This is a genomic window from Streptomyces sp. DH12 (assembly GCF_020873895.1).
Classification (GTDB): domain Bacteria; phylum Actinomycetota; class Actinomycetes; order Streptomycetales; family Streptomycetaceae; genus Streptomyces.
In genome coordinates this window covers 13,201-37,761 of sequence record NZ_JAHWGT010000027.1, presented here as the reverse complement: position 1 = coordinate 37,761, position 24,561 = coordinate 13,201, and the positions used below count along the sequence as shown (strand labels likewise).

22 protein-coding genes are annotated in these 24,561 nt (G+C 73.1%); 8 read left to right on the top strand and 14 right to left on the bottom strand.

Translation table 11 applies throughout. From position 1 onward, the window contains the following. Positions 1–27: 27 nt before the first annotated feature. Together LPA54_RS23270 and LPA54_RS23265 are read right to left on the bottom strand one after the other, a co-directional pair. Entirely contained in the window at positions 28–1,371 is a 1,344-nt protein-coding gene (locus LPA54_RS23270; RefSeq protein WP_228980970.1) for an RICIN domain-containing protein, read from the bottom strand. Positions 1,372–1,564: 193 nt separating this feature from the next. After that, entirely contained in the window at positions 1,565–2,590 is a 1,026-nt protein-coding gene (locus LPA54_RS23265) for an ATP-dependent 6-phosphofructokinase (RefSeq protein WP_228980969.1), read from the bottom strand. Positions 2,591–2,883: 293 nt separating this feature from the next. Here LPA54_RS23265 and pta point away from each other — a divergent pair, with 293 nt between their 5' ends. From pta to pyk, 3 genes are all read left to right on the top strand, one after another. After that, the gene (gene pta, locus LPA54_RS23260) at positions 2,884–4,962 is read left to right on the top strand and encodes a phosphate acetyltransferase (RefSeq protein WP_228980968.1); all 2,079 of its coding nucleotides are present in this window, start codon (positions 2,884–2,886) and stop codon (positions 4,960–4,962) included. A gap of 99 nt (positions 4,963–5,061) precedes the next feature. Next, positions 5,062–6,270 carry an acetate kinase gene (locus LPA54_RS23255; RefSeq protein WP_228980967.1) on the top strand — a complete coding sequence of 403 codons (1,209 nt, stop codon included), beginning with the start codon at positions 5,062–5,064 and terminating at the stop codon, positions 6,268–6,270. Positions 6,271–6,383: 113 nt separating this feature from the next. Then, positions 6,384–7,814, top strand: a complete 1,431-nt coding sequence (gene pyk / locus LPA54_RS23250; RefSeq protein WP_228980965.1) for a pyruvate kinase — start codon at positions 6,384–6,386, stop codon at positions 7,812–7,814. A 45-nt stretch (positions 7,815–7,859) separates the two neighbouring features. On the opposite strand, the gene LPA54_RS23245 is transcribed toward pyk, so the two are convergent. The 4 genes from LPA54_RS23245 to LPA54_RS23230 all read right to left on the bottom strand — a co-directional run bounded on the left by LPA54_RS23245 (position 7,860) and on the right by LPA54_RS23230 (position 12,088). Continuing rightward, the gene (locus LPA54_RS23245) at positions 7,860–9,254 is read right to left on the bottom strand and encodes a hypothetical protein (protein WP_228980963.1); all 1,395 of its coding nucleotides are present in this window, start codon (positions 9,252–9,254) and stop codon (positions 7,860–7,862) included. After that, the gene (locus LPA54_RS23240) at positions 9,244–9,768 is read right to left on the bottom strand and encodes a DUF6114 domain-containing protein (protein WP_228980960.1); all 525 of its coding nucleotides are present in this window, start codon (positions 9,766–9,768) and stop codon (positions 9,244–9,246) included. The genes LPA54_RS23245 and LPA54_RS23240 overlap by 11 nt, the downstream gene beginning before the upstream one ends. A gap of 92 nt (positions 9,769–9,860) precedes the next feature. Further along, positions 9,861–10,526: a DUF6230 family protein gene (locus LPA54_RS23235; protein WP_228980959.1), complete on the bottom strand. Its 666-nt coding sequence runs from the start codon at positions 10,524–10,526 to the stop codon at positions 9,861–9,863. Positions 10,527–11,116: 590 nt separating this feature from the next. Beyond that, positions 11,117–12,088: a tetratricopeptide repeat protein gene (locus LPA54_RS23230; protein ID WP_228980957.1), complete on the bottom strand. Its 972-nt coding sequence runs from the start codon at positions 12,086–12,088 to the stop codon at positions 11,117–11,119. 228 nt (positions 12,089–12,316) lie between these two features. Between LPA54_RS23230 and LPA54_RS23225 the strand changes: the two genes are divergently transcribed. Then, complete coding sequence (locus tag LPA54_RS23225; RefSeq protein WP_228980955.1) at positions 12,317–12,970, top strand: TetR/AcrR family transcriptional regulator; 654 nt, start codon at positions 12,317–12,319, stop codon at positions 12,968–12,970. A gap of 35 nt (positions 12,971–13,005) precedes the next feature. Here the strand turns inward: LPA54_RS23225 and LPA54_RS23220 are convergent, their stop codons facing one another. The 4 genes from LPA54_RS23220 to LPA54_RS23205 all read right to left on the bottom strand — a co-directional run bounded on the left by LPA54_RS23220 (position 13,006) and on the right by LPA54_RS23205 (position 16,311). Further along, positions 13,006–13,500, bottom strand: a complete 495-nt coding sequence (locus tag LPA54_RS23220; RefSeq protein ID WP_228980954.1) for a GNAT family N-acetyltransferase — start codon at positions 13,498–13,500, stop codon at positions 13,006–13,008. A gap of 73 nt (positions 13,501–13,573) precedes the next feature. Further along, entirely contained in the window at positions 13,574–15,274 is a 1,701-nt protein-coding gene (locus tag LPA54_RS23215; RefSeq protein WP_228980951.1) for a methylmalonyl-CoA mutase, read from the bottom strand. Between the two features lie 94 nt (positions 15,275–15,368). After that, the gene (locus LPA54_RS23210; RefSeq protein ID WP_228980943.1) at positions 15,369–15,701 is read right to left on the bottom strand and encodes a DUF3817 domain-containing protein; all 333 of its coding nucleotides are present in this window, start codon (positions 15,699–15,701) and stop codon (positions 15,369–15,371) included. A gap of 100 nt (positions 15,702–15,801) precedes the next feature. Next, positions 15,802–16,311 (bottom strand): MarR family winged helix-turn-helix transcriptional regulator, encoded by a 510-nt coding sequence (locus LPA54_RS23205; protein ID WP_228980941.1) that lies wholly within the window; start codon positions 16,309–16,311, stop codon positions 15,802–15,804. Positions 16,312–16,465: 154 nt separating this feature from the next. Here LPA54_RS23205 and LPA54_RS23200 point away from each other — a divergent pair, with 154 nt between their 5' ends. Then, positions 16,466–17,527: a glycoside hydrolase family 6 protein gene (locus LPA54_RS23200; RefSeq protein ID WP_228980939.1), complete on the top strand. Its 1,062-nt coding sequence runs from the start codon at positions 16,466–16,468 to the stop codon at positions 17,525–17,527. A 112-nt stretch (positions 17,528–17,639) separates the two neighbouring features. Here the strand turns inward: LPA54_RS23200 and LPA54_RS23195 are convergent, their stop codons facing one another. The 4 genes from LPA54_RS23195 to LPA54_RS23180 all read right to left on the bottom strand — a co-directional run bounded on the left by LPA54_RS23195 (position 17,640) and on the right by LPA54_RS23180 (position 22,323). Then, on the bottom strand, positions 17,640–19,619 hold the full coding sequence (locus tag LPA54_RS23195; protein ID WP_228980938.1) for a kelch motif-containing protein: 1,980 nt from the start codon (positions 19,617–19,619) through the stop codon (positions 17,640–17,642). A 3-nt stretch (positions 19,620–19,622) separates the two neighbouring features. Continuing rightward, complete coding sequence (locus tag LPA54_RS23190; protein ID WP_228981044.1) at positions 19,623–21,329, bottom strand: glycosyltransferase family 2 protein; 1,707 nt, start codon at positions 21,327–21,329, stop codon at positions 19,623–19,625. Positions 21,330–21,688: 359 nt separating this feature from the next. Continuing rightward, positions 21,689–21,982, bottom strand: a complete 294-nt coding sequence (locus LPA54_RS23185; RefSeq protein ID WP_228980936.1) for an MTH1187 family thiamine-binding protein — start codon at positions 21,980–21,982, stop codon at positions 21,689–21,691. After that, positions 21,979–22,323, bottom strand: coding sequence for a DUF3817 domain-containing protein (locus LPA54_RS23180; RefSeq protein ID WP_228980934.1), 345 nt, complete (start codon positions 22,321–22,323; stop codon positions 21,979–21,981). Before LPA54_RS23180 ends, LPA54_RS23185 begins: the two co-directional genes overlap by 4 nt. 152 nt (positions 22,324–22,475) lie before the next feature. Between LPA54_RS23180 and LPA54_RS23175 the strand changes: the two genes are divergently transcribed. The 3 genes from LPA54_RS23175 to LPA54_RS23165 are packed head-to-tail and all read left to right on the top strand — an operon-like array spanning position 22,476 to position 24,555. Continuing rightward, positions 22,476–23,114: an AIM24 family protein gene (locus LPA54_RS23175; RefSeq protein ID WP_228980929.1), complete on the top strand. Its 639-nt coding sequence runs from the start codon at positions 22,476–22,478 to the stop codon at positions 23,112–23,114. Next, complete coding sequence (locus LPA54_RS23170; RefSeq protein WP_228980928.1) at positions 23,114–23,764, top strand: AIM24 family protein; 651 nt, start codon at positions 23,114–23,116, stop codon at positions 23,762–23,764. Before LPA54_RS23175 ends, LPA54_RS23170 begins: the two co-directional genes overlap by 1 nt. Further along, positions 23,761–24,555 (top strand): AIM24 family protein, encoded by a 795-nt coding sequence (locus LPA54_RS23165; RefSeq protein WP_228980927.1) that lies wholly within the window; start codon positions 23,761–23,763, stop codon positions 24,553–24,555. Before LPA54_RS23170 ends, LPA54_RS23165 begins: the two co-directional genes overlap by 4 nt. Positions 24,556–24,561: the final 6 nt, after the last annotated feature.

The following is a 24,561-nucleotide window of genomic DNA, read 5'->3' as shown; positions in this document are numbered from 1 at the left end:
GACACCACGGCTCACGGGGAGGGGGCCTCACCGCTCGCCGGGGCGCGGGTCGAAGCTGAAGAGCTGGCCGGCCGCGTCCGGCGCGCACGCCCGGTGGACCACGGGCGTCCACGCCCGGCGGGCCCCGTCCGGCACGGTCACGCACAGTCCGGTGGCGGCGTTGCGGACACGGTGGCCCCGGTGGGCGCCGCCCTCGGCAGGCTCGATGCGGTACTCCTCTCCCGCGCCCCGCCTCCCGCACTCCTGGTCGACGAGGGGCGCGTCCGCGCCGGCGGGGGCGTCGACCGGGGCACCGGAGCAGCCGCGCCCGTGCTCCGGGTGGTCGGTGGCGAGGCGCCACAGCCCGCCGCCGAGGGGTCGGAGCGAGTACCGCGGCACGTCCGCGTCCGCGCACTCCACCTGGTACACCCGGCCGCCGCGCCGGCCGGGCCGCTCGTTGAGGCAGAGCCCGGAGTGGATCGCGCGTATGTGGACGGGACCGGGCGCGGGCGCCGCGACCGCGGGCCGGGGGCCGTGGCCCCGCTCGTCGCCGCCGCGCAGCAGCGCGGCCAGGGTGGTGAGCGCCACGACCAGGGTCAGACCGCCGAGGACCGGCACCACCAGCCGCGCCGTCCACCACTGACGGGCGCCGCCGCGCGCCGTCCACCACCGGCGGGCACCGTCGCGGACCGCCCGCCACGGCCGGCGCCCGGCCGTACCGCCGCCCGGAGAGCCGGTCCCGCCCGGGCCATGGGCACCACCGCCGGAGCCGTTCGCGCCGTACGCGCCTGCGGCGCCGCCCCGGCCGCCGGGTGCGGAACCGTTTCCGTGGCCGCCCGCCGCCGGCCCGGCGCCCCGGGCGCCGCCCGCCGGGCCCCCCGGCCACGCCACGAAGCCTCGGGACGTCCCGCGGGATCCGTCCGCCGCGCCACCGGAGCCGTTGCGACCCGCGCCGCCGCCGGCCCCGCCCTGGCCGCCCCGCAGGCCCGCCGGCGCACGGCCGGAGGGCCCGGCACCCGGTGCGCGTCCGCCGGCCCCCTCACCGCCGGCGCCGGCGCCCTCGTCGGCCTCGGCCCCGGCCCCGGCCTCGCGCGGGGCGGTACGGACGCGGGCGGCCATCGCCTCGCGGGCCGCCACCCACCGCTCCGTCTCGGCCGGGCCCGCCCCGCACGCGCGGACGAAGACGGCGAGCAAGTCCTCGGGGGGCAGCGTCGCCCGCGCCAGCATGTCCTCCACCGCGGAGCGCGGCAGGCTGTGGCCGACCGCCTCGGCACGGGCGGACAGCTCCCGGTGGGTGAGCCCGGACCAGTCCTTCAGCGCCCGCAGCCGGGCGACGAACGCCGCGGGGTCCCGTGCCCCCGCGGGGCCGGGCGCCCTCTCCCGGTCGGACATGCGCCACCGCCTCCCTGGCCGGCCCCGGTCGGAGTCGGGACACACGTCCTGGACGAGGCCCAGCCTTGTTGATCCGGCGGAGGGGCTCAAGAGGGGGTTTCGGCCGCACCGCGCAGGAGCGGCCTCGATCCCCCACGGGGGGCGATCGAGGCCGCTCGGCGGGTGCCGCGCGCGCCGCGCGGGCCGGCGCCGGTCAGAAGACCGACTCGGCCTCCAGCATCCGGTCCTCCGGCACGGTCTTCAGCCGGGTCGTCGCGTCCGCGAGGGGCGCCATCGTGATGGTCGTGCCGCGCAGCGCCGTCATCCGGCCGAAGTCGCCGCGGTGGGCGGCCTCCACCGCGTGCCAGCCGAAGCGGGTCGCGAGGACGCGGTCGTACGCGGTGGGGGTGCCGCCGCGCTGGACGTGGCCGAGGATGACGGGGCGGGCCTCCTTGCCGAGCCGCTTCTCCAGCTCCTTGGCGAGCCGGGTGCCGATGCCCTGGAAGCGCTCGTGGCCGAACTGGTCGATCTCCCCCTTGCGGTACTCCATGGTCCCCTCGGCGGGGTGCGCGCCCTCCGCGACGCAGACCACGGCGAACTTCTTGCCGCGCGCGAACCGCTCCTCGACCATCTTGACCAGGTCGTCCACCTGGAAGGGCCGCTCGGGCAGGCAGATGCCGTGGGCGCCGCCGGCCATCCCCGACTCCAGGGCGATCCACCCGGCGTGACGACCCATCACCTCGACGACCATCACCCGCTGGTGGGACTCGGCGGTGGTCTTCAGGCGGTCTATGGCCTCGGTGGCGACCATCACGGCCGTGTCGAAGCCGAAGGTCCGGTCGGTCGAGGAGATGTCGTTGTCGATGGTCTTCGGGACGCCGACGACCGGCATGCCCGCGTCCGACAGCATGCGCGCCGCCGTCAGGGTGCCCTCGCCGCCGATGGGGATGAGGACGTCGATGCCGTACCGGCGCTGCAAGTCGCCGCAGTTCTCGGCGGCTTCCTGCAACCGGGCGCGCTCCAGGCGGGCCGAGCCGAGGATGGTGCCGCCACGGGCGAGGATGCCGCTGACCGCGTTGAGGTCGAGGGGCCGGTAGTGGCCGTCCAGGAGGCCCTTGAACCCGTCCTCGAAGCCGATCACCTCGTCCCCGTGGCCGGTGAGCGCGCGGTGCACGACCGACCGGATCACGGCGTTCAGGCCGGGGCAGTCGCCGCCTGCGGTGAGAACTCCGATGCGCATCGTGCTGTGTCTCCTGCTCGGTAGTCGTGTCGTCGTCGGCTGGGGGGGCGGGCGTCGCGGACGCCGGAGGGCTCGGTGCTCGTCGGGGGCGCGCCTTCCGAATTGTCCCACGGCCGGTGCTCCGAGCGCCCTGCCGGCCGCGCGCCGGGGGGCTTCCCCGCCCCGGACACCCGGCAAGCGCTCTACCCATTCGCAGAGGTATTGTCAAGAGGGTATGGCCATCTCCCGTGGGATGTTTCAGGCCAGTACGGGGTACCAGACGCACACTCGCTTGACGGACAGGAGACCACGGCGTGGCGCGCAGCGTGTACGTGACCGGGATCGAGCGCGGGGACGGCCGCCAGGTCGTGGAGCTGGGGGTGATGGAGCTCCTGACCCGCCAGGTGGACCGGGTGGGGGTGTTCCGCCCCCTGGTGCACGACGGGCCCGACCGCCTCTTCGAGCTGCTGCGCGCCCGCTACCGCCTCTCCCAGGACCCGGCGACCGTGTACGGGATGGACTACCAGGAGGCGTCGGCGCTCCAAGCCGAGCAGGGCACGGACGAGCTGGTGTCCCGGCTGGTGGAACGGTTCCTCGCGGTGGCGCGGGAGTACGAGGTGGTGCTCGTGCTCGGCACGGACTTCGCCGCCACGCAGCTCCCCGACGAGCTGGCCCTCAACGCGCGCCTCGCGAACGAGTTCGGCGCCTCCGTCATCCCGGTCGTCGGGGGCAAGGGGGCGGCGGCCGACGCGGTGCGGGCCGAGGCGCGCAACGCCTTCCGCGCGTACGCCGGGCTGGGCTGCGACGTCCTCGCGATGGTGGTGAACCGGGTCGCCGCCGAGGACCGGGAGACCATAGCCGAGCGGCTCTCCGCCCGCCTCCCCGTCCCCTGCTACGTGCTGCCCGACCAGCCGTCGCTGTCCGCGCCCACGGTCGCGCAGATCACCCACGCGCTGGGCGCCCGGGTGGTCCTCGGCGACGACGCGGGGCTGGCCCGCGACGCCCTCGACTTCGTCTTCGGCGGCGCGATGCTGCCGAACTTCCTCAACGCGCTGACGCCCGGCTGCCTGGTGGTCACCCCCGGGGACCGCGCCGACCTGGTGGTGGGCGCGCTGGCCGCGCACTCGGCGGGCACGCCGCCGATCGCGGGCGTCCTGCTGACGCTGAACGAGCAGCCCAGCGAGGAGATCCTCACCCTGGCCGCGCGCCTCGCGCCCGGCACGCCGGTCATCGCCGTCAGCGGCAACAGCTTCCCCACCGCCACGGAGCTCTTCGCCCTGGAGGGGAAGATGAACGCGGCGACGCCGCGCAAGGCGGAGACCGCGCTCGGCCTCTTCGAGCGGCACGTGGACACCGCCGACCTGCTGAAGCGGATCTCGGTGGCCCGCAGCGGCCGGGTCACCCCGATGATGTTCGAGCACGAGCTGCTGGAGCAGGCCCGGACGGACCGCCGCCGGGTGGTCCTCCCCGAGGGTACCGAGGAGCGGGTGCTGCGCGCCGCCGACGTGCTGATCCGCCGCGACGTGTGCGACCTGACCCTGCTCGGCGACCCGGAGACGATCCGCCGCAAGGCGGCCGACCTCAGCATCGACCTGTCCGGCGCCCAGCTGATCGACCCGGCCGCCTCGGAGCTGCGCCAGCGGTTCGCGGAGCGGTACGCCGAGCTGCGCGCGCACAAGGGCGTCTCGGTGGAGCTCGCCTACGACGTGGTGGCGGACGTGAACTACTTCGGCACGCTCATGGTGCAGGAGGGGCTCGCCGACGGCATGGTCTCGGGGTCGGTGCACTCGACGGCGGCGACGATCCGGCCCGCCTTCGAGATCATCAAGACGAAGCCGGACGCCTCGATCGTGTCGTCGGTGTTCTTCATGTGCCTGGCCGACAAGGTGCTCGTCTACGGCGACTGCGCGGTCAACCCCGACCCCGACGCCGACCAGCTGGCCGACATCGCCGTGCAGTCGGCCGCCACGGCGGCCCGGTTCGGCGTCGAGCCGCGGATCGCGATGCTGTCGTACTCGACGGGCACCTCCGGCACCGGCGCCGACGTCGACAAGGTCCGCGAGGCGACGAAGCTGGTGCGCTCGGCGCACCCGGAGCTGAGGATCGAGGGCCCCATCCAGTACGACGCGGCCGTGGAGCCGTCCGTCGCCGCGACCAAGCTGCCCGGCTCGGAGGTCGCGGGCCGCGCGACGGTGCTGGTCTTCCCCGACCTCAACACGGGCAACAACACCTACAAGGCCGTGCAGCGCTCGGCCGGCGCGGTGGCCGTGGGCCCCGTGCTCCAGGGACTGCGCAAGCCGGTGAACGACCTGTCGCGCGGCGCCCTCGTCAGCGACATCGTGAACACCGTGGCCATCACCGCCATCCAGGCGCAGGCCGCCCCGCCCGTGTGACCCGCGCCCGGGCGGGGCCGCCCCGCCCGGCCCACCGCCCCGCCCGCGCCGGGCGCCCCCGGCCCCGCCCCTCCCGTGACGACAGAAAGCACCGCCACCGTGACCAGCCCGACCCGCGTCCTCGTCCTCAACTCCGGCTCCTCGTCGCTGAAGTACCAGCTCCTCGACATGCGCGACGGCTCCCGCCTCGCGGCCGGCCTCGTGGAGCGGATCGGCGAGCCCGGCTCGCGGCTGGTGCACACGCCGCTGGCGGGCGGCGGGGAGCGGCGCGAGCGGACCGCGCCGATGGCCGACCACACGGCCGCGCTGGGGGCGGTCGCCGAGGAGCTGTCCGCCGACGGCCTGGGCCTGGACTCCCCCGACCTGGCGGCCGTCGGCCACCGGGTCGTCCACGGGGGCCTGCGGTTCTCCGCGCCGACCGTCGTCACCGACGAGGTGCTGGCCGAGGTGGAGCGGCTGGTCCCCGTCGCGCCGCTGCACAACCCGGCGAACATCACCGGCATCCGCACGGCGATGGCGCTGCGGCCCGACCTGCCGCAGGTGGCGGTCTTCGACACGGCGTTCCACACGACGATGCCGGAGCACGCGGCCCGGTACGCGATCGACACCGAGACCGCCGACGCCCACCGCATCCGGCGCTACGGCTTCCACGGCACCTCGCACGCGTACGTCTCGCGGGAGACGGCCCGGCTGCTGGGCAAGGACCCGTCCGAGGTGAACGTGATCGTGCTGCACCTCGGCAACGGCGCCTCCGCCTCGGCGGTGGCGGGCGGGCGGTGCGTGGACACCTCGATGGGCCTGACGCCGCTGGAGGGCCTGGTCATGGGGACGCGTTCCGGTGACGTCGACCCGGCGGTCACCTTCCACCTCCGGCGGGTGGCGGGGATGTCGGTGGACGAGATCGACACGCTGCTGAACAAGAAGAGCGGCCTGGTGGGCCTGTGCGGCGACAACGACATGCGGGAGATCCGCCGCCGGATCGACGAGGGCGACGAGCGGGCGAAGCTCGCGTTCGACATTTACGTCCACCGGTTGAAGAAGTACGTCGGGGCGTACTGCGCGGTGCTCGGCCGGGTGGACGCGGTGGTGTTCACGGCCGGTGTCGGTGAGAACGCGGCGCCGGTGCGGGAAGCTGCGATGGAGGGCCTGGAACAGCTGGGCCTCGCGGTGGACCCCGAGCTGAACGCCGTACGGTCCGGCGAACCGCGGCTGATCTCCCCGCAGGGCGCGCGGGTGGCCGTGGCCGTCGTCCCGACGGACGAGGAACTGGAGATCGCCCGACAGACGTACTCGCTGGTAAGCAACTGAAAACGGGGAAACTCCACGCACTTCGAAGAACTCGGCTGAGCGGTCCCCCGCCCATTTGTACATTCCACCAGACGGAATATTCCGCAGAGAAACAAACCGATAGGATCCGCCTTATGCGCCGTTCCAAAATCGTCTGCACACTGGGCCCCGCCGTCGACTCCTACGAGCAGCTGAAAGCGCTCATCGAGGCCGGCATGAACGTGGCCCGTTTCAACATGAGCCACGGAACCCACGCTGAGCACGAGGAGCGGTACCACCGCCTCCGCGAGGCGGCCGAGGACACGGGGCGCGCCGTCGGCGTGCTGGCCGACCTCCAGGGCCCCAAGATCCGGCTGGAGACCTTCGCCGAGGGCCCGGTCGAGCTGGTGCGGGGTGACGAGTTCACCATCACCACCGAGGACGTCCCCGGCGACAAGTCGGTCTGCGGCACCACGTACAAGGGACTGCCCGGCGACGTCGCCAAGGGCGACCAGATCCTCATCAACGACGGCAACGTCGAGCTGAAGGTCCTGGAGGTGGACGGCGCCCGCGTCCGGACCATCGTCATCGAGGGCGGGGTCGTCTCCGACCACAAGGGCATCAACCTGCCGGGCGCGGCGGTGAACGTCCCGGCGCTCTCCGAGAAGGACGTCGAGGACCTGCGGTTCGCGCTGCGCATGGGGTGCGACATGGTCGCGCTGTCCTTCGTGCGCAACGCCGACGACGTCAAGGACGTCCACCGCGTGATGGACGAGGTGGGCCGCCGGGTCCCGGTCATCGCCAAGGTCGAGAAGCCGCAGGCCGTCGCCAACATGCAGGACGTCGTCATGGCGTTCGACGGCGTGATGGTGGCGCGCGGCGACCTGGCCGTCGAGTACCCGCTCGAAAAGGTGCCGATGGTGCAGAAGCGGCTCATCGAGCTGTGCCGCCGCAACGCCAAGCCGGTGATCGTCGCGACCCAGATGATGGAGTCGATGATCACCAACTCACGCCCGACCCGCGCCGAGGCGTCCGACGTCGCGAACGCGATCCTGGACGGCGCCGACGCGGTCATGCTGTCGGCCGAGTCGTCCGTCGGCGCCTACCCCATCGAGACGGTCCGCACGATGTCGAAGATCGTCGTGGCGGCCGAGGAGGAGCTGCTCTCCAAGGGCCTCCAGCCGCTGGTGCCCGGCAAGAAGCCCCGTACGCAGGGCGGTTCGGTGGCCCGCGCGGCCGCCGAGATCGCCGACTTCCTGCACGGCAAGGCCCTGATCGCCTTCACCCAGTCCGGTGACACGGCCCGCCGGCTGTCCCGCTACCGCGCGACCCAGCCGATCCTGGCCTTCACGACGGACACCGCGACCCGCAACCAGCTCGCCCTGAGCTGGGGCGTCGAGTCCTTCGTCGTCCCGCACGTCGACAACACCGACGCGATGGTCGACCTGGTCGACGCCGAGCTGCTGAAGCTCCAGCGGTACAACCCCGGCGACACGATGGTCATCACCGCCGGCTCGCCCCCCGGTGTCCCCGGCACCACCAACATGGTCCGCGTCCACCACCTGGGCGGTTCGGAGACCGACTGATCCCCGGCCGCCGGTCCTTCCCGCCGTCGTACCGGGTACCGGGGGTCAGTCCTCGATGTGGTTCCTCAGGCCCGGCACCTTCAGGGTGCCGCCGAACTGGGCCGCCTGGACGACCTCGACGTCGGTGAAGAAGGCGTAGGGGACGTCCAGCGGGGGCGGGGTCTCCGGGCTGAACGTGATCGGTATCAGACCGAAGAGGTTGCCCTTCAGCCGCTCGGTGTACATGGTCACCGTGCCGCCGGTGATCGTCGAGGTGGAGCCGGCGCGGGACGTCACGTGCCCGGTGCGGCCCTCGCCGTGGACGGTGAGCTGGTGCAGGTCCTTGATGTCCACCTCGGACGCGGTGAACTTCAGGGCCTTCTTCAGCGTGCCGCCGCCCGTGCGCACCTCGACGATGCCGTGGTACTTCAGCCCACGCAGCGTGAGCCGCGTGCTCTCCAGCCGCCACGGGTGGTCCGCCACGTGCGGGACGCCGGGCTCCGGCTCCGCGTCGGCGAGGGCCTGCGGGTCCGGGGTCGGGCAGGGGAAGGGCGGCTTGGCGCCGTCGGGGACGTCCTCGTCCTTCTTCGGCTCCCGGCCCTTGACGTTCTCGGGGAGCTCCTCGACCTCGGCGCCGACCTCGTCGGCGGCGTCCTTGATCGCTTCCTTGGTCGCGTCCCCGGAGCCGGCGCCGCTTCCGGTGCCCGGCTTCGCCTCCTTGTCGGCGGGTGCGTCCGGCCGGTCCAGCCCGTCGCGGGCCGGAGGCTTGGCCGAGGGCGGGGCCGGGGCCGACGGGGTGGCCGGGGGGGCGGGTGCCGGGTCCGCCGTGGGCACGGAGGGCGCGGGTGCGGGCGTCTGCCGCTCGCCGCCCAGTCCGCCCAGGAGGTCCTTGACGGCGTCCCCGACGCCCAGCGGGTCCAGCGGGTGGCGGGACGCGGAGGGCGCGGGCGCGGGGGTCGCCGTCGGGGACGGGGTCGCGGACGGGCCCGCCGTACCCGCCTGCGGCTCCTTGCCCGGCGGCGTCGGCCGCACCGGCTCCGCCGGCCCGGTCGTCCCCCGCGCGGACGGTGTCCCGGTCGGCGCGGGCGGCTCCGCCCCCGTGTCCGTACCGCCGCCGTCCGGCGAGGCGGTGGCGGAGGCGGTGGCGGAGGCGGAGGGAGACGGGGAGGCCGTGGGGGACGTGCTCGGCTTCGGTTCCGGCGACGCGGCCGGCTCGTCCGACTGCGTGACGCAGGGGCCGGGCGCGAACGGGATGTCCTTCTCGTCGGCGAGCGCCGGCCTCGGCGTCAGGCTCATGCCGACCAGGACGGCCGTGGGCATCGCCGCCAGGGCCAGTGCCTTGCCCGCCGGCGCCTGCAACTTGGTCAGCAGCGACTTGCGCGGAGCCGCGTGGCGCGGCCCCCTCCTGACGCGTGCGGCCTCGCCGCCGGCGACCGCCGGCTGCGTCTCGTCACCCCGCACTGTTCCTCCCGCCGTTGGCGTCGACAATCGTCTCGGTGTCGTACGTGCGTGCGTGGAACGGCTCCAGCGGGTCGTCCGCGCGGGGCCGCAGGTCGTGCTCCGGCTCGTCGTCCTCCGGCCGGCCGGGGGCCCAGGCGATGGAGAGCGCTCCGCCGACGAGGGCCAGGAGGAAGCCGATGGCGAAACCGCCCAGGTTCGCCACCGGGAGGGAGACCAGGGCAAGGAGGATGGCGGCGACGCCCGCGAAGATGCGCACGGCCTGCTGGAACCACATGGTCAGGCCGAGGGTGACCAGCAGACCCCCGATGATCAGGGCCCCGGCGCCCGTGGTCGTCGCCATCGAGAGGGTCATCTGCCCGAGTTGGAGACTCGCGTACGGGAAGTAGGCGATGGGGATTCCACCCAGCAGGGTGAAGAGGCCCGCCCAGAACGGCCGGCTGCCCCGCCAGTCACGGAACCGCCTCTTGAGGACGCGGACAAAGTGCTCGTTCTGCTCCGGCGACTCGGCGCTCATGGAAGCTCCCTGGTACTGGTGTTGCTCGTCGAGGTGGGAGTCGGGCGGGTGGGGACGCTGCGAGCGCCCCACCCGCCCTCACGGTTCACCGGTCAGTAGCACTCGACGCCCGGGCCGTCGCCCTTGTGCAGCTTCATGCTGAGACCGCTCAGCTTGAAGGACGCGGCGGTGGTCGCCCACGCCTTCTGCTGCACGTTGCGGAGCTGGGCACGGGTCGCCTGCTGGGCGAAGCCGTTCTGGTTGATGCTGTGGTCCTTGACGACCGGGCCCTTGGCGAACTTGCCGGCGCCGGTGTCCTTGGCCGCCATGCCGATGTCGATGTTCTCGAACTCGGCGTCGGCCTTCAGGTCGGTGATGTCGAGGTACAGGTTCTCCGCGACGACCGGGTTCTTCGGGTCCTCGCCGGCCTTCAGCTTCAGCGTGATCTTGCCGAAGATCGGGACGTCCGGCGTGACCACCGACTGGCACATGTTGGTGATCGTGGCGTTCTTGAACGTCGAGATCGCGACCGGCCGCGGGACGACCTGGTCACCTTCCTTGACGTTCGCGTACCCCATGTCGACGCCGCCGTACTGGGCGAACCCGCGGCCGTCGAGGTACTCCGCCGTGACCTTGAACTCCTGGCCGGAGACGGCGAACGACGCGGCGAGGGCGCCCTGGGCGAGCCCGACGCCTATCGCGGCCGTCGCGGCCACACCGGGCACCATGACGACGGCGAACCGCTTCCATCTGGTCCCACCGCGGATCTGGGACTGCATAGATTCCTCCTTCTCGGACGTACATCTCCGGGCCGGACCCGGAGGTCCGCCTGGGATGGGAGAAGTGCTACGTCCTCGGGAAGGGGAACGCCCGCGGATCAGGCGCGAACCGCGTCCGGATCACCGGCGATCACCCCCGAGCGACAACCACCGTGCCGCTCGGCGCAGGCGTCCGCGCGGCCCGTTCGGACAGGCCCTGCCGGTCGGCAGGAACCCCCCTGTCCACGGCCGGCGCAGACGCCCCGGCCCACTCGGTGGGGACCCAACCACTCGTGGCGCGGCTGATGGCCGGGCTGGTACGGGATTGGACCGAGCGTGGCCGATCGTGGTCCATTCGGGCCCGGGGCACAAGGGGGTTCGTTACCCGCTAGTAACGGCTCGATAAACCGGGTGCGACGGCGCGCCGTCGCACAGGCACTCACGGTGCTACCCACCGGTTCGACAGAAGGTGATTTCAGCGGCGATGGCCGGACATAAAGGCGGCGTCGACTTACTGGAAGTAACAGCGGCCGCGTTTGCCAAGATTTGGCAAAGCGCGGCCGCCGTCCCTCACTCCTCGCCCGATCGGCGGGCCGTCAGGCCGGTGCGGCTCAGAACAGCACGCGCGCCAGGTCGCCGCGGGCCTTGATCACACGCGGGTCGTCGGAGCCGATGACCTCGAACAGCTCCAGCAGCCGCACCCGCGCCGCGTCGCGGTCGTCGCCGGCCGTGCGCCGCACGGTGTCGACCAGCCGCCCGAAGGCGTCCTCGACGTGTCCGCCCACCAGGTCCAGGTCGGCGGCGGCGAGCTGCGCCGGTACGTCGGCGGGGTCGTCGGCGGCGTTCTTGCGGACCTGCTGCGGGTCCGCGCCCTGCACGCGGCCGAGGAGCTCGGCCTGGGCGAGGCCGAGCTTGGCCTCGGTGTTGCCGGGGTCGTCGACCAGGACGTTCTTGTACGCCTGGACGGCGCCCGGGATGTCGTTGGCGTCCAGCGCGCGGACCGCCGCCTCCAGCAGGGCGTCGTACGGGCCGGCCGGCACCGGGGCGACGCCGGCCTCCGGGCCCGCGCCGTCCGCGTCGACGACCAGGCCGGTGAGGCCGAAGCGCTCCTCGGCGACCTGCACCAGCTGGTCGAGGGTCTGGCGGATCTGGGCCTCGGGCGCCGCGCCCTGGAAGAGCGGCAGCGCCTGGCCGGCGACGACCGCGAAGACCGCCGGGATCCCCTGGATCCCGAACTGCTGCATGAGCATCTGGTTGGCGTCGACGTCGACCTTCGCCAGGAGGATGCGGCCGCCGTACTCGACGGCCAGGCGCTCCAGCAGCGGCCCGAGCTGCTTGCACGGCTGGCACCACTCGGCCCAGAAGTCGATGACGACCGGCACCTCGGCCGACCGCTGGATGACGTCGCGCTCGAAGCCGGCCTCGTCGACGTCGATCACCAGGGCGGAGGGGGGCACGGCGCCGGAGCCGCCCTCCCGGGCCGCCTGCGTGCGGGTCTGCTCCGCCTTCGCCTTGGCCTCTCCGGCCGCCTTCACCGCGGCGAGGTCGACGACGCCGCTCATGGACATGTTCCTAGGCTGCATGGGTACATCCTCCCCCTTCCGCGCGCGTAACCGGTACGTCATGGCCTGAGCCGTGGTGGCACCGGTCCCCACCGGTGCCGTGGTCGTCGCTGCGGGCTGGTCCCAGCCTTTCGCTACGCGTCGTAGCGTAACTGGGGCGCGGGGGGCGCGGACCGGGCGGACGGAGTGAAGTGGCTCACACGCGCGGCACCGGGGGCAGCGGGGCTACCCGCCGGTATGGTCGCCGTCATGTGCAGCCGCCCCGCCGCCACTCCCCCCACCGGCCCCGGCCGTCCCGGGCGCCCGCGCAGCGCCGCCGCGGACGCCGCGATCCTGGAGGCGACCCGCGCGGCCCTGGTGGAGCTGGGCTGGTCCAAGCTGTCGATGGGCGACGTGGCCACCCGCGCGGGCGTCGCCAAGACCACCCTGTACCGGCGCTGGGCGGGCAAGAGCGAACTCGTCGTGGACGCCGTCGCCGTCCTCTTCGACGAGCTGGAGCTACCCGACCGCGGCAGCCTCGCGGCGGACGTGGAGGGCGTGGTGCGCCAGTTCGCCGCGCTGCTGGAGCGGCCGGAGGCCAAGACGGCACTGATGGCCGTCGTCGCCGAGTCGACCCGCGACGAGCCGCTGCGCGAACGCATCCGCTCCTCGATCGTCGAGCGGCAGAAGCGCCTGGTCCTCCAGGGCAGGGCCCGCGCCCAGGCCCGGGGCGAGCTGCCCGCGCCCGCCGGTGGCGGCCAGGGCGCCGGCGCGGCGGACGCCACGGACGACCTGGTCTTCGACGTGATCGCGGGCGCGGTCGTCCACCGGGCGCTGGTGAGCGGGGAGCCCGTCGACCGGGAGTGGGCCCGGCGGTTCACGGCGCTGCTCCTCGGCGGGCTCTCCGCCGTCCCCCGGGAGTGACCCGCCGGGGGCACCACCGGGGACACCGCCGGGGGTCACAGCTCCCGGTACATCACGTGCAGGCCGGTGTAGCCGCGCACCGGGTGGCGGAAGGCCCCCGGGACGGTGCCGATGATCCGGAAGCCCAGGTCCTCGTAGAGCCGTACCGCGTGCTCGTTGGTGTCCACGACGGCGTTGAACTGCATGGCCCGGTACCCCGCCGACCGCGCCCAGTCGAGGCTGTACCGGACGAGGGCCCGTCCGACGCCGCGCCCGCCGTGGGTCGGGTCGACCATGTAGCTGGCGCTGGCGACATGCGCGCCGTTGCCGGCCTGGTTGCGGTTCATCTTGGCCGTCCCCACCACCGTGCCGGCCGGGTCGAGCGCGACGACCGTGCGGTCCGGCGGCTCCAGGAGCCACCAGCCGCTCGCCTCCCGCTCGGCGAGGTCCACCGGGTAGGTGAAGGTCTCGCCGGCGGCGACGATGGTGCGGAAGAAGGGCCAGATGGCGGGCCAGTCACCGGCGGTGGCCTCACGGATCTCGACGTGCATGGGCCCAGCATGCACGCCGGAGATCACCCGGTCGAGCGTATTGCGCCGGTGACGGGCGCGCGGGGCGGGGCGGTCAGAAGCCCGCCGGCTCCGTGTAGGTGCCCCACTCGTCGCGCAGGACGTCGCAGATCTCGCCGAGGGTGGCCTCCGCGCGTACCGCGTCGAGCATGGGCCCGATCATGTTGGAGCCGTCCCGGGCGGCGGCGAGCATCGCGTCGAGCGCGGAGCGGACGCGGGCGTCGTCGCGCCGGGCCTTGCGGTCGGCGAGGGCGCGCACCTGCTCGCGCTCCACCTCGTGGCTGACCCGCAGGATCTCCAGGTCGCCGGTGACGGAGCCGGTGTGGCAGTTGACGCCGACGACCTTCTTGTCGCCCTTCTCCAGGGACTGCTGGTAGCGGAAGGCGGCCTCGGCGATCTCGCCGGTGAACCAGCCGTCCTCGATGCCGCGCAGGATCCCGGAGGTCATCGGCCCGATGGGGTGCTTGCCGTCGGGGTGGGCCCGCAGGCCGCGCTCCTTGATCTGGTCGAAGATCTTCTCGGCGTCCGCCTCGATGCGGTCGGTGAGCTGCTCGACGTACCAGGAGCCGCCCAGCGGGTCGGCGACGTTGGCGACGCCGGTCTCCTCCATGAGGACCTGCTGGGTGCGCAGGGCGATCTCGGCGGCCTGCTCGGAGGGGAGGGCGAGGGTCTCGTCGAGGGCGTTGGTGTGCAGGGAGTTGGTGCCGCCGAGCACCGCGGCGAGCGCCTCGACCGCCGTGCGGACGACGTTGTTGTACGGCTGCTGGGCGGTGAGGGAGACGCCCGCGGTCTGCGTGTGGAAGCGCATCCACTGCGCCTTGTCCGTGGTGGCGCCGTAGACCTCCTTCATCCAGCGCGCCCAGATGCGGCGGGCCGCGCGGAACTTGGCGATCTCCTCGAAGAAGTCGAGGTGCGCGTCGAAGAAGAAGGACAGGCCGGGAGCGAAGACGTCGACGTCCAGGCCGCGGGAGAGGCCGAGCTCCACGTAGCCGAAGCCGTCGGCGAGGGTGTACGCGAGCTCCTGCGCGGCCGTCGAGCCGGCCTCGCGGATGTGGTAGCCGGAGACGGAGAGGGGCTTGTACGCGGGGATGCGCTCCGCGCAGTGCTCCATCAGGTCGCCGATGAGCCGCAGGTGGGGCTCGGGCTGGAAGAGCCACTCCTTCTGGGCGATGTACTCCTTGAAGATGTCCGTCTGGAGGGTGCCGTTGAGGATGCCCGGGTCGACGCCCTGCCGCTCGGCGGCGACGAGGTACATGCAGAAGACCGGGACGGCCGGTCCGCTGATGGTCATCGAGGTGGTGACGTCCCCGAGCGGGATGTCTTGGAAGAGGACCTCCATGTCGGCGGCGGTGTCGATGGCGACGCCGCAGTGGCCGACCTCGCCGAGGGAGCGGGGGTCGTCGGAGTCGCGGCCCATGAGCGTCGGCATGTCGAAGGCGACGGAGAGGCCGCCGCCGCCCGCCGCGAGGATCATCTTGTACCGCTCGTTGGTCTGCTCGGCGTTGCCGAAGCCGGCGAACTGGCGGATGGTCCAGGTGCGGCCCCGGTAGCCGGTGGCGTGCAGACCGCGGGTGAAGGGGTACTCCCCGGGCCAGCCGATCCGCTCGAAGCCGTCGTAGGTGTCGCCGGGCCGGGGCCCGTACGCGGGCTCCACGGGGTCGCCGGAGAGCGTGGTGAAGTCGGCGTCGCGCTTGCGGGCGGCGTCGTAACGGGCCTGCCAGCGTCGGCGGCCTTCCTCGATGGCGTCAGCGTCCATACCTCGAATTTACTAGGACGTCCTAGTAAATGTCGATGGCCGACGGCCGGGCGCGCCCCGCGCCCGGCCGTCGGCCGTGTCGACCGGGGTCCGGTTACGCCTTGGCCGTGACCGGCCGCGCGTCGACGATCAGCGGCCGGACCTCCCGCGCGACCTTGCGCTCGACGAAGAAGGCCGCGGTGGGGATCGTGCCGCTCAGCAGGATCCACAGCAGCTTGCCGAACGACCAGCGGGCCTTGGAGCCCAGGTCGAAGGCGAAGACGAGGTAGATGATGTACAGCACGCCGTGGGTCTGCGAGACCACGAAGGTGAGGTCCTCACCCACGCCGAAGCCGTACTTGGCGACCATGCACGTACAGAGCACGAGGAGCATGACGGCCGTGACGTAGGCCATCACCCGGTAACGGGTCAGCACGCTGGATTTCATGGCATCGAGCGTAACCACCCGATCCGGGCGATCTTCGCGCGCCCCCTCGCCCCCGCCCCGCTCCCCGCCCGCCCGCCGGGCGGCCGCCGCGGGGCCCCGCTCACCCCTCGTCGAAGTCGCCCGCCGCCACCCGCAGCGGCCGCAGCATCGCGAAGATCTCGGCGCACTCCTCCGCGTCGTACGCGCCCAGGCCGAAGTCCATGGCCATCAGGTCGGCCGTGGCGGCCTCGACCACCTCGCGGCCCTTCTCCGTGATAGCGGCGAGGGTGCCGCGGCCGTCGTTGGGGTTGGGGCGCTTGGCGACGAGGCCGGAGCGGACCAGCCGGTCGACGGTGTTGGTCACGGAGGTGGGGTGGACCATCAGCCGCTCGCCGATCTTCGACATCGGCAGCTCCCCCTCCTTGGAGAAGGTGAGCAGCACCAGCGCCTCGTACCGCGCGAAGGTCAGCCCGTAGGGCTTGACCACGGCGTCGACCTCGGCCAGCAGGATCTGGTGGGCGCGCATGATTGAGGTGATCGCGCCCATCGAGGGGACCGGACCCCAGCGCTGCCGCCAGAGCTCGTCGGCGCGGGCGATGGGGTCGAAGGGGAGACTGAGCGGCTTCGGCACGCGGTCGACCTTACCCAGTGGTCACATGGCGGTCAGCCCGGTCTCACGCTTCGGTCGGCCCGGCCCACCCGGGGCCCACGGTGTCGCACCACGCCACCCCCTGTCCGTTATGTAACGATTGCCCGACCTGTCCGCAGCCTGCCAAGGGGTCGTGATGTCCGGTCACCGATCGTCGTCCCGCACGCCGCTCCTCCTGACGCTCACCGCCGCCCTCACCGCCGCGCTCCCCGCCGCCGGCTGCTCTCCCGGTGGCGCGGGGGCCGGCGGCACGGCCGGGGAACGCCCGTCCGTCGCCTCCGCCGGGCGGGGCGAGGCCGCCGCGCCGTACGCCGACTCCCCCTTCTGGGTCGACCCGCGGAGCGACGCCGTCCGCCAGGCCGCGGAGTACGAGGCGGCCGGCAGGACCGAGGACGCGCGGCTCATGCGGCGCATCGCCGACCGCCCCGCCGCCGTCTGGCCGGCCGGCGACGACCCCGTCCCGGACGTCACCGAGGCGGTGCGCGGCGCCGCGCGCGACGGGCGCACGGTCGTCCTCGTCGCGTACGACATCCCGCACCGCGACTGCGGCCAGTACTCGGCCGGCGGCGCGGCGGACGCGGACGCCTACCGGGCGTGGATCGACGCCTTCGCCGGGGCGCTCGGCACGGCGCCCGCCGTCGTCGTGCTGGAGCCGGACGCCGTGCCGCACCTGGTGGAGGGCTGCGCGGCGGGCGGCTCCGCGGAGGAGCGGTACGCGCTGCTGTCGGAGGCGGTGGACCGGCTGAAGCGCCAACCGCGCACCAAGGTGTACCTGGACGCCGGCAACCCCGCCTGGATCAAGGACCCGGCCAAGCTCGTCGAACCGCTGCGGCGGGCCGGTGTCGAGAGGGCGGACGGCTTCGCGCTGAACGTCTCCAACTTCCAGACCAACGACGTCGTCGAGGAGTTCGGGGCGCGCCTGTCCGACCTGCTCGGCGGCCTCCACTTCACCGTCGACACCAGCCGCAACGGCCTCGGTCCGCTCGCCGGCGCGGAGGCCGGCGAGGAGTCCTGGTGCAACCCGCCCGGCCGCGCGCTCGGCACCCCGCCCACCGTGCGCACCGGGAACCGGCTGGTGGACGCGTACCTGTGGATCAAGCGGCCCGGCGAGTCCGACGGCACCTGCCGGGGCGGCCCCGCGGCGGGCACCTGGTGGCCGGAGTACGCCCTCGGCCTGGCCCGCCGGGCGGCCGGCTAGTCCCGCGCGGCCGGGCGGGGGTACGGCCCGCGTGCCCGGACGGGCGGGTGTGGCCGGACGGGCGGGTGTGCGGACGGGCGGGTGTGCGGTCCGCCCGGCCGGCCCCGCCCCGTCAGTCGTCCTCGGCGCCCCGGGCGCGGACCTGGACCCAGCGGGCCACCGACGGGCGGTCCTCGGCGTCCAGGGCGAAGAGCATGTACCAGCCGGGCGGCACCAGGCTCGGGTCGAGGGGCGCCTCGACGGTGACCGAGTCCGCGGTGCGCGTCAGGCCGAGCTCGACGGACCGCTGCTCGACGTCCGTGGTGTGCGTGACGGCGCTGGGCCGCAGCAGCCGCGCCTTGGTGATGCGGGCTGCGTCCTTGGTGCGGAAGGTGGCGCGGCCGTTCCGGTCCAGCTCGCGGGGCCCCTCGCCGAGCACCGGGCGGCGGCGCGCGGCGTCGCCCTGGAGGTAGGGCGGGGTGTACACCTCGACGCGCTGCTCGAAGGTGCCGAGCTTGGTGTTGTCCTTGTTGCCGAAGAGCGGGTCGGAGCCGAAGGTGGCGACGCGCCCGTCCGGCAGCAGCAGCGCCTCGGAGTGGTAGTTGCGTCCGACGGTGGGGTCGGCGGCCGGGCGGAAGGTGCCCGCCGCGGGCTCGTAGAACTGCGCCTTGAGGACGTCGCTGGCGCCGCGCCCGCGGTAGTCGGACGAGCCTCCGGTGGTGAAGACCGTGTCGTCCGGCAGCAGCACGCTGCTGAGGTAGCGGGTGCCCTGCGGGAGGGCGGGGCCGGCGCGGAAGACGGGGCTCTCCTCCTTGAGGTCGATGACCGCCGTGCGCGGGGTCGACAGGGGCGACTCCCCGACCCCGCCCCCGCCGAGGACCATCAGCTTCTGGTCCTGGACGGGCGGCAGGATGAGGGAGGCGGAGGTCTCCAGCTGGTCCGGGTCGTCGATGCCGCGGATCTCCTGGAAGACGTTCCTGCGCAGGTCCCACAGGCCCGGGACGCGGCCCTTGTCGGCCGGGCCGTAGCCGGCGTTGGAGCCGGTGTAGAAGAGCTTCCCGCCCTTGGTGAGGAAGAGGGCCGGGTAGGTCGGGAAGTAGCGGGTGGGGCCCTTCGTCCACTTCTTGGTCTTCGGGTCGTACACCTCGTTGTCGCCGGGCACGACGTCGCCGACGTCGTTGAGCCCGGACACGGCGAGGACCCGGCCGTCCTGGAGGGTGACGAGCGTGGGGTACCAGCGGGCGTCCTTCATGGGGGCGACGGGCACGTACCGCTCGGCGACCGGGTCGAACTCGTACGCCGACTTGATGCCCTGGAAGTCCTGCTTCTCGGTGGTGAGCTTCTGTGCCAGGCCGTAGACGTTGCGGGCGTCCTCGCCGGTCAGCCCGACCACCCGGTACTGGGCCGCCTGCGTCGTCAGCCCCTCCGGCCCCTGGTTCCTGGCCTCGACGAAGACCCGGGCCTCCGCGGCGGTGACCCGGGTCTCCCAGGGCTTCATCCGGCCGCCGCGGTCGTAGGTGACCTTGAAGTCCCGCTTGGCCTTGGGCACGGTCACGTCGAAGCGGGAGACGTACTCGACGCCGGAGGGCGAGCGGAAGACGGTCCCCTTGGGGAGGGTGACCGCCTTGTCGGGGCTCTCGTTCTTGACGCGCATGGCGCCGCCCGCGCGCTTCACCTCGCCGTCGAGGACCTCGTAGCGGGCCGTGCCGCCGGCCACCAGCAGACGGCCGTCCGGGAGCTGGCTGTGGCCCGCGCAGAAGAAGTCCTCCGGGGTGTCGACGTCCTTGAAGGTGCCGGCGGCCGGGTCCCAGAGGATGGTCTTGAACGAGCCGGCGTCGAAGTTCTTCTGGTTGTTGCCCGAGCCGGCGATCAGGAGGACCTTGCCGGTGCGCAGGAGCGCCGCGTGGATGGCGTTGAGGCGGTACTCGCCGGGCACCTCCACCGGCGCCCAGGAGCCGTACCGCGCCTTGTAGCCGGGCTGGGCGATCTTGTAGGCGTGGTACTTCTCCTCGGCGAAGGAGAGCGCCGCCGGTGCGTTGAGGCCGGCGAGGACGACGAAGGCGCCGCCTCCGAGCAGGGTCTTCTTGAAGTTCCTGGACGGCCGGTAGGCCATGGGTCAGTTCCCTCCTGAGGTGGTGGCGAGAGCGGCGCCGGACTCCTCGCCCCGGTCGGCGGTCCGTTCGGCGGGTCGCTCGGCGGCGCGGCGCTCCCGGGCGGTGGTCCACCCCCAGACGGCGACGGGGGCGAGGCAGACGGCGAGGGCCAGCACGGCCCAGGTGCGCATGGCCGCGTGCGTGTGGTCGAAGTGCGCGGAGGCGACGAGGCCGGTGGCGAGCACGCCCGCCCACCCGAGGTGGATGCGGAAGGTGCCCAGCCGGTCGGGGCTGGCCGCGCCGCCCTTGGGTGTGACGACGAACCGGCCGCTGGTGCGCAGGACCGCGGCGCAGAGCGACTTGAGGTAGACGGGCGCGCAGAGCGCCGACATCGCCATGCCGGCGAGGCCGCCGGAGCCCTGCGGCTCGTGCGGGGAGACGTTGTGGCGCCGGTTCCACAGGTACAGGCCGATCTGGAGGGCCGCGGCGTCGCTGTAGAGCATGAGCCACACGGCGGAGGAGACCTGCGTGCCGGAGGCGCCGAGCCAGAGGTAGAGGGTGCAGCTGAGGAGGCCGAGGAACCAGTTGACGGCGGTCATCGGGTAGTAGACGAGCATGAGGGTGTAGTTCAGGAGCCGTCCGGGAGGGAGCCGGAAGGCGGCCTTCCAGTACTGCTTGATGAGCGTCTCGTACGTCCCCCTCGACCAGCGGAGCTGCTGGGTGAAGAAGTCGGTCCAGGAGGCCGGACCCTCGCCGACGGCGAGGACGTCGGGCGTGTAGACCGACCGCCAGTACCGGCCGGTGCGCATGTTCCTGCGGCGGTGGATCTCGAAGCCCGTCGCCATGTCCTCGGTGACGGAGTCCTGGAGCCCGCCGACCTGGAAGACGGCGGTCAGCCGCAGGACGTTGTTGGTGCCGACGAACATCGGGGCGCGGTAGCGGTTGCCGGCGCGCTGGATGAGGGCGTGGAAGAGGAACTGCTGGGACTCCGCCGCCTTGGTGACGGGCGAGGCGTAGTTGCCGTACACCTGCGGGCCGACGACGAAGGCGACGTCGGGGTCGCGGAAGTAGCCGAGCATCCGCTCCAGGAAGCCGGGCAGCGGGACGTGGTCGGTGTCGACGGACGCGAGGAAGTCGTAGGCGTGGCCGTGCATGGCGATCCACGCGTTGTAGTTGCCGTGCTTGGTCCGCGCCTTGTGGACTCCGGCGGGCCGGTTCCACTCGGGCACGTCCTTGCGGGTGAAGTGGTGCACGCCCAGTTCCTCGCAGAGGGCCCGCGCCTGCTCGTCGTCGCCCTCGTCGAGCAGCCACACGTCCACCACGCCCGCGTGGCGCACCCGCACGGCGCCCTCCAGGGTGGCGCGGACCATGGAGAGCGGCTCCTTGCCCGGGACGTACGTGGTGACGAAGGCGACCCGGGTGCCCTCCTGGGGCCGTACCGGCACGGGGTCGCGCGCGACGAGGGTGGCGTGCGCGATCGAGACGACGTTGACCAGCATGAACAGGCAGATCAGCGCGATCGAGACGAGCATGACGGTGTCGAACGCGACCAGCCACCGGTCGCCGCCCTCCCGGCGCGTCCAGTGCGTGGGCCAGACGAGGTAGGCGAGCAGGGCGGCGGAGAGCAGCGGGGCGAGCACCATGAGGAGGCCGGCCCGGACCCGGTGGGGCTGCCCGGCCAGCAGGGAGCGGTACCGGACGGTGTACGCCGACGGGCCCGGCTCCGTCAGGGGCCCGGCGAGGCGGCTGTGGGTGTCGTAGTCGTAGCCGCCGGCGTCGTCCGGGGCCCGGGTCCGGTTCTCGTCGAGGCGCGGACTCCTGCTGTCGCTGTCGCCGCTGCTCTCCGACCGCAGCACGGGTGCCTCCAGCCTGTCGAGCGGGGTCGCTTGATCCCACAGAAGTAGACAGACCGGGACATGTCGACCCGGGAACATCCGAGTGGGCGTACCGACCGCACCGGGGTTTGGCCCCCTACGCCTGACGGCGCGTCAGCCACCCGGACACGGCGGAACCCGGCCGGACACGGCGGAGCCCGGCCGGTGGACGACCGGCCGGGCTCGGCGGCACACGCGGGCGGGGCCCCGGGCCCTCAGGGGGCGAGGTGGCGCTCCACGGTGGCGACCTTCGAGGTGAGGCCGTCCGTCACCCCCGGCCGGATGTCGGCCTTGAGGACCAGGGAGACGCGCGGGGCGCGCGCCTCGACGGCCGCGACCGCGCGCCGGACGACGTCCATGACCTCGTCCCACTCCCCCTCGACGGAGGTGAACATCGCGTCCGTGCGGTGCGGCAACCCGGAGTCGCGGACGACGCGGACGGCGTCGGCGACGTACTCCCCGACGTCCTCGCCGACCCCGAGCGGCGTGACGGAGAAGGCGACGATCACGCGTTCACCGTGCCCTCGCCGCGGGCACGGGAGGCGATCACCGCGTCGTCGGCGGCGCGCTTGAGCCTCCGGTCGGCGTAGAAGCCGCCGAAGGGGACGACGGAGAGGACGAAGAACAGCACGCCCGTCTTCACGTCCCACTTCGCGTTCTTCCAGGCGTCCAGCCAGAAGACCACGTACAGCAGGAAGAGGAAGCCGTGGACGGCGCCCATGAACGGGACGGCGTTGAACTCCGTCGTGCGCTTGAGGACCGAGCAGACGAGCAGCACGAGGAAGGAGGTGGCCTCGGGGCCGGAGACGAGCCGGAGGCGGTGGAGGGCGGATGCGGTCTTGATGTCCACGGGAACGAGCACCTTCTGCGCGGGGATCGATCTTGTGAATGGATGCACAAGCGTGCGCCCATTCTGTCAGGTGGGCGCCCCGGTACGTCATCAGGGGCGGGAACCGCCCGGGGCGCTGTCCCCGGGGCGGCCGCGCCCGTTACGGTCTGTGCGTGGCAACCTTCCGACTCCAGGGCAGCAAAGCGCTCGCCGTCGACCTGGCCGGCGACGCCGTCAAGGCGAAGAACGGCGCGATGGTCGCGTACGAGGGCCGGATGGCCTTCAAGAAGATGAGCGGCGGCGGCGAGGGCCTCCGCGGCATGGTCACCCGGCGGTTGACCGGGGAGCAGATGGAGGTCATGGAGGTGACGGGGCAGGGCACCTGCTACTTCGCCGACCGGGCCTCCGACGTCACCGTGCTCGGGCTCCACGGCGAGCGGCTGTGGGTCGAGGCGAGCAACCTCCTGTGCTCCGACGCCGCCCTGCGCACCGGCACGACCTTCACCGGGCTGCGCGGCGGGGCGAGCGGGAACGGCCTGTTCACCACGACCGTCGAGGGCTCGGGCCAGGTGGCGATCACCTCCGACGGCCCGGCCGTCGTGCTGCGCGTGACGCCGGGGTACCCGCTCGTGGTGGACCCGGGCGCGTACGTGGCGCACCAGGGCGACCTGCGCCAGACCCTCCAGTCCGGCGTCACCTTCCGCACCCTGGTGGGCGAGGGCGGCGGCGAGGCGTTCCAGGTCCGGTTCGAGGGCGACGGGGTCGTGTACGTGCAACCGAGCGAGCGCAACACCGTGGGGGGCGACGTCTGATGCCGTTCCGGGAGATCAACTCCAAGATGGTCGAGGCCGCGGTCACCCCGGGGCAGCGGCTGTTCAGCCAGCGCGGCGCGATGCTGGCGTACCGCGGCGAGGTCACGTTCACGCCCAACACCGCCGGCGGCCAGGGCGGCGTCATGGCGATGATCGGGCGGCGCGTCGCCGGGGAGGCCGCCCCGCTGATGACGGTGGAGGGCAGCGGCACGGTGATGTTCGGGCACGGCGGCCACCACGTGCAGGTGATCCGGCTGGCCGGCGACACCCTGTACGTCGAGGCGGACCGGCTGCTGGCCTTCGACGGGACGCTGGAGCAGGGGACGATGTTCATGGGCGCCCAGGGCGGCGTCATGGGGATGGTGCGCGACCAGGTGACGGGGCAGGGCCTGTTCACCACGACCCTCAAGGGGCACGGCTCCGTCGCGGTCATGGCGCACGGCGGGGTGATCGAGCTGCCGATCACCCCCGGGCGCCCGGTCCACGTGGACCCGCAGGCGTACGTGGCCCACCACGGCGACGTGCGGAACAAGCTCTCCACGGCGCTCGGCTGGCGCGACATGGTGGGGCGCGGCTCGGGCGAGGCGTTCCAGCTGGAGCTGAGCGGCAGCGGTGCGGTGTACGTCCAGGCGTCGGAGGAGAAGCTGTGAGCGCGTCCACCGTGTTCGACCCGTCGAACCTCCCGAGTGACGACAACGTCAACCCGTACACCTTCTGCGTGGCCCTCAAGGGCTCCCGGTGGTTCCTGCAGAAGGGCAAGATGATCGCCTACTACGGCGACATCTCCTTCAACGGCGTCGGACACGGCGCCCTGGAGCGGCTGGTGCGCACGAGCTTCCACTCGCCGATGTACGCGGGCGACTGGGTCGTGGCGGAGGGCAGCGGCCGGATGCTCCTCGCGGACCGGGCCTTCGACGTGAACTCCTTCGACCTGGAGGACGGCAACCTCACGATCCGGGCGGGCAACCTCCTGGCCTTCGAGCCGTCGCTGTCGCTGAAGCAGTCGATCGTGCCCGGCTTCCTCACCCTGATCGGCACGGGGAAGTTCGTCGCCGCGTCCAACGGCGAGGTGGTCTTCATGGAGCCGCCGATCCGCGTCGACCCGCAGGCTCTCGTCGGGTGGGCGGACTGCCCCTCGCCGTGCCACCACTACGACCACGGCTACCTGCGGGGCGTCCTCGGCGGCGTACGGGCGCTCACCGGGTTCGGCGGGGCGTCCGGCGAGGAGCACCAGTTCGAGTTCGTCGGCGCGGGGACGGTGCTGCTCCAGTCGACGGAGACGCTGATGCCGGAGCAGGGCACCGGAACCGTTCCGCACGAGCCGGGCGTCCCGGGGGGCGGGGCGCCGCACGCCGGGCAGGGTTCCGGCCAGGGGTCGCACGGTGCGTCACCGCGCCTTCCCGGCCAGCTGGGGGACCTCCAGCGTCGCTTCGGGCTGTGAGCGGTA

Excerpts from the sequence above, each read along its gene's own strand:
- LPA54_RS23195 (WP_228980938.1), bottom strand. The coding sequence starts at position 19,619 with ATGGCCTACCGGCCGTCCAGGAACTTCAAGAAGACCCTGCTCGGAGGC.
- LPA54_RS23235 (WP_228980959.1), bottom strand. The coding sequence starts at position 10,526 with ATGCAGTCCCAGATCCGCGGTGGGACCAGATGGAAGCGGTTCGCCGTC.
- LPA54_RS23270 (WP_228980970.1), bottom strand. The coding sequence starts at position 1,371 with ATGTCCGACCGGGAGAGGGCGCCCGGCCCCGCGGGGGCACGGGACCCC.
- LPA54_RS23170 (WP_228980928.1), top strand. The coding sequence starts at position 23,114 with ATGCCGTTCCGGGAGATCAACTCCAAGATGGTCGAGGCCGCGGTCACC.
- LPA54_RS23240 (WP_228980960.1), bottom strand. The coding sequence starts at position 9,768 with ATGAGCGCCGAGTCGCCGGAGCAGAACGAGCACTTTGTCCGCGTCCTC.
- LPA54_RS23215 (WP_228980951.1), bottom strand. The coding sequence starts at position 15,274 with ATGGACGCTGACGCCATCGAGGAAGGCCGCCGACGCTGGCAGGCCCGT.
- LPA54_RS23230 (WP_228980957.1), bottom strand. The coding sequence starts at position 12,088 with ATGCAGCCTAGGAACATGTCCATGAGCGGCGTCGTCGACCTCGCCGCG.
- LPA54_RS23220 (WP_228980954.1), bottom strand. The coding sequence starts at position 13,500 with ATGCACGTCGAGATCCGTGAGGCCACCGCCGGTGACTGGCCCGCCATC.
- LPA54_RS23225 (WP_228980955.1), top strand. The coding sequence starts at position 12,317 with ATGTGCAGCCGCCCCGCCGCCACTCCCCCCACCGGCCCCGGCCGTCCC.
- pyk (WP_228980965.1), top strand. The coding sequence starts at position 6,384 with ATGCGCCGTTCCAAAATCGTCTGCACACTGGGCCCCGCCGTCGACTCC.
- LPA54_RS23210 (WP_228980943.1), bottom strand. The coding sequence starts at position 15,701 with ATGAAATCCAGCGTGCTGACCCGTTACCGGGTGATGGCCTACGTCACG.
- LPA54_RS23200 (WP_228980939.1), top strand. The coding sequence starts at position 16,466 with ATGTCCGGTCACCGATCGTCGTCCCGCACGCCGCTCCTCCTGACGCTC.
- LPA54_RS23265 (WP_228980969.1), bottom strand. The coding sequence starts at position 2,590 with ATGCGCATCGGAGTTCTCACCGCAGGCGGCGACTGCCCCGGCCTGAAC.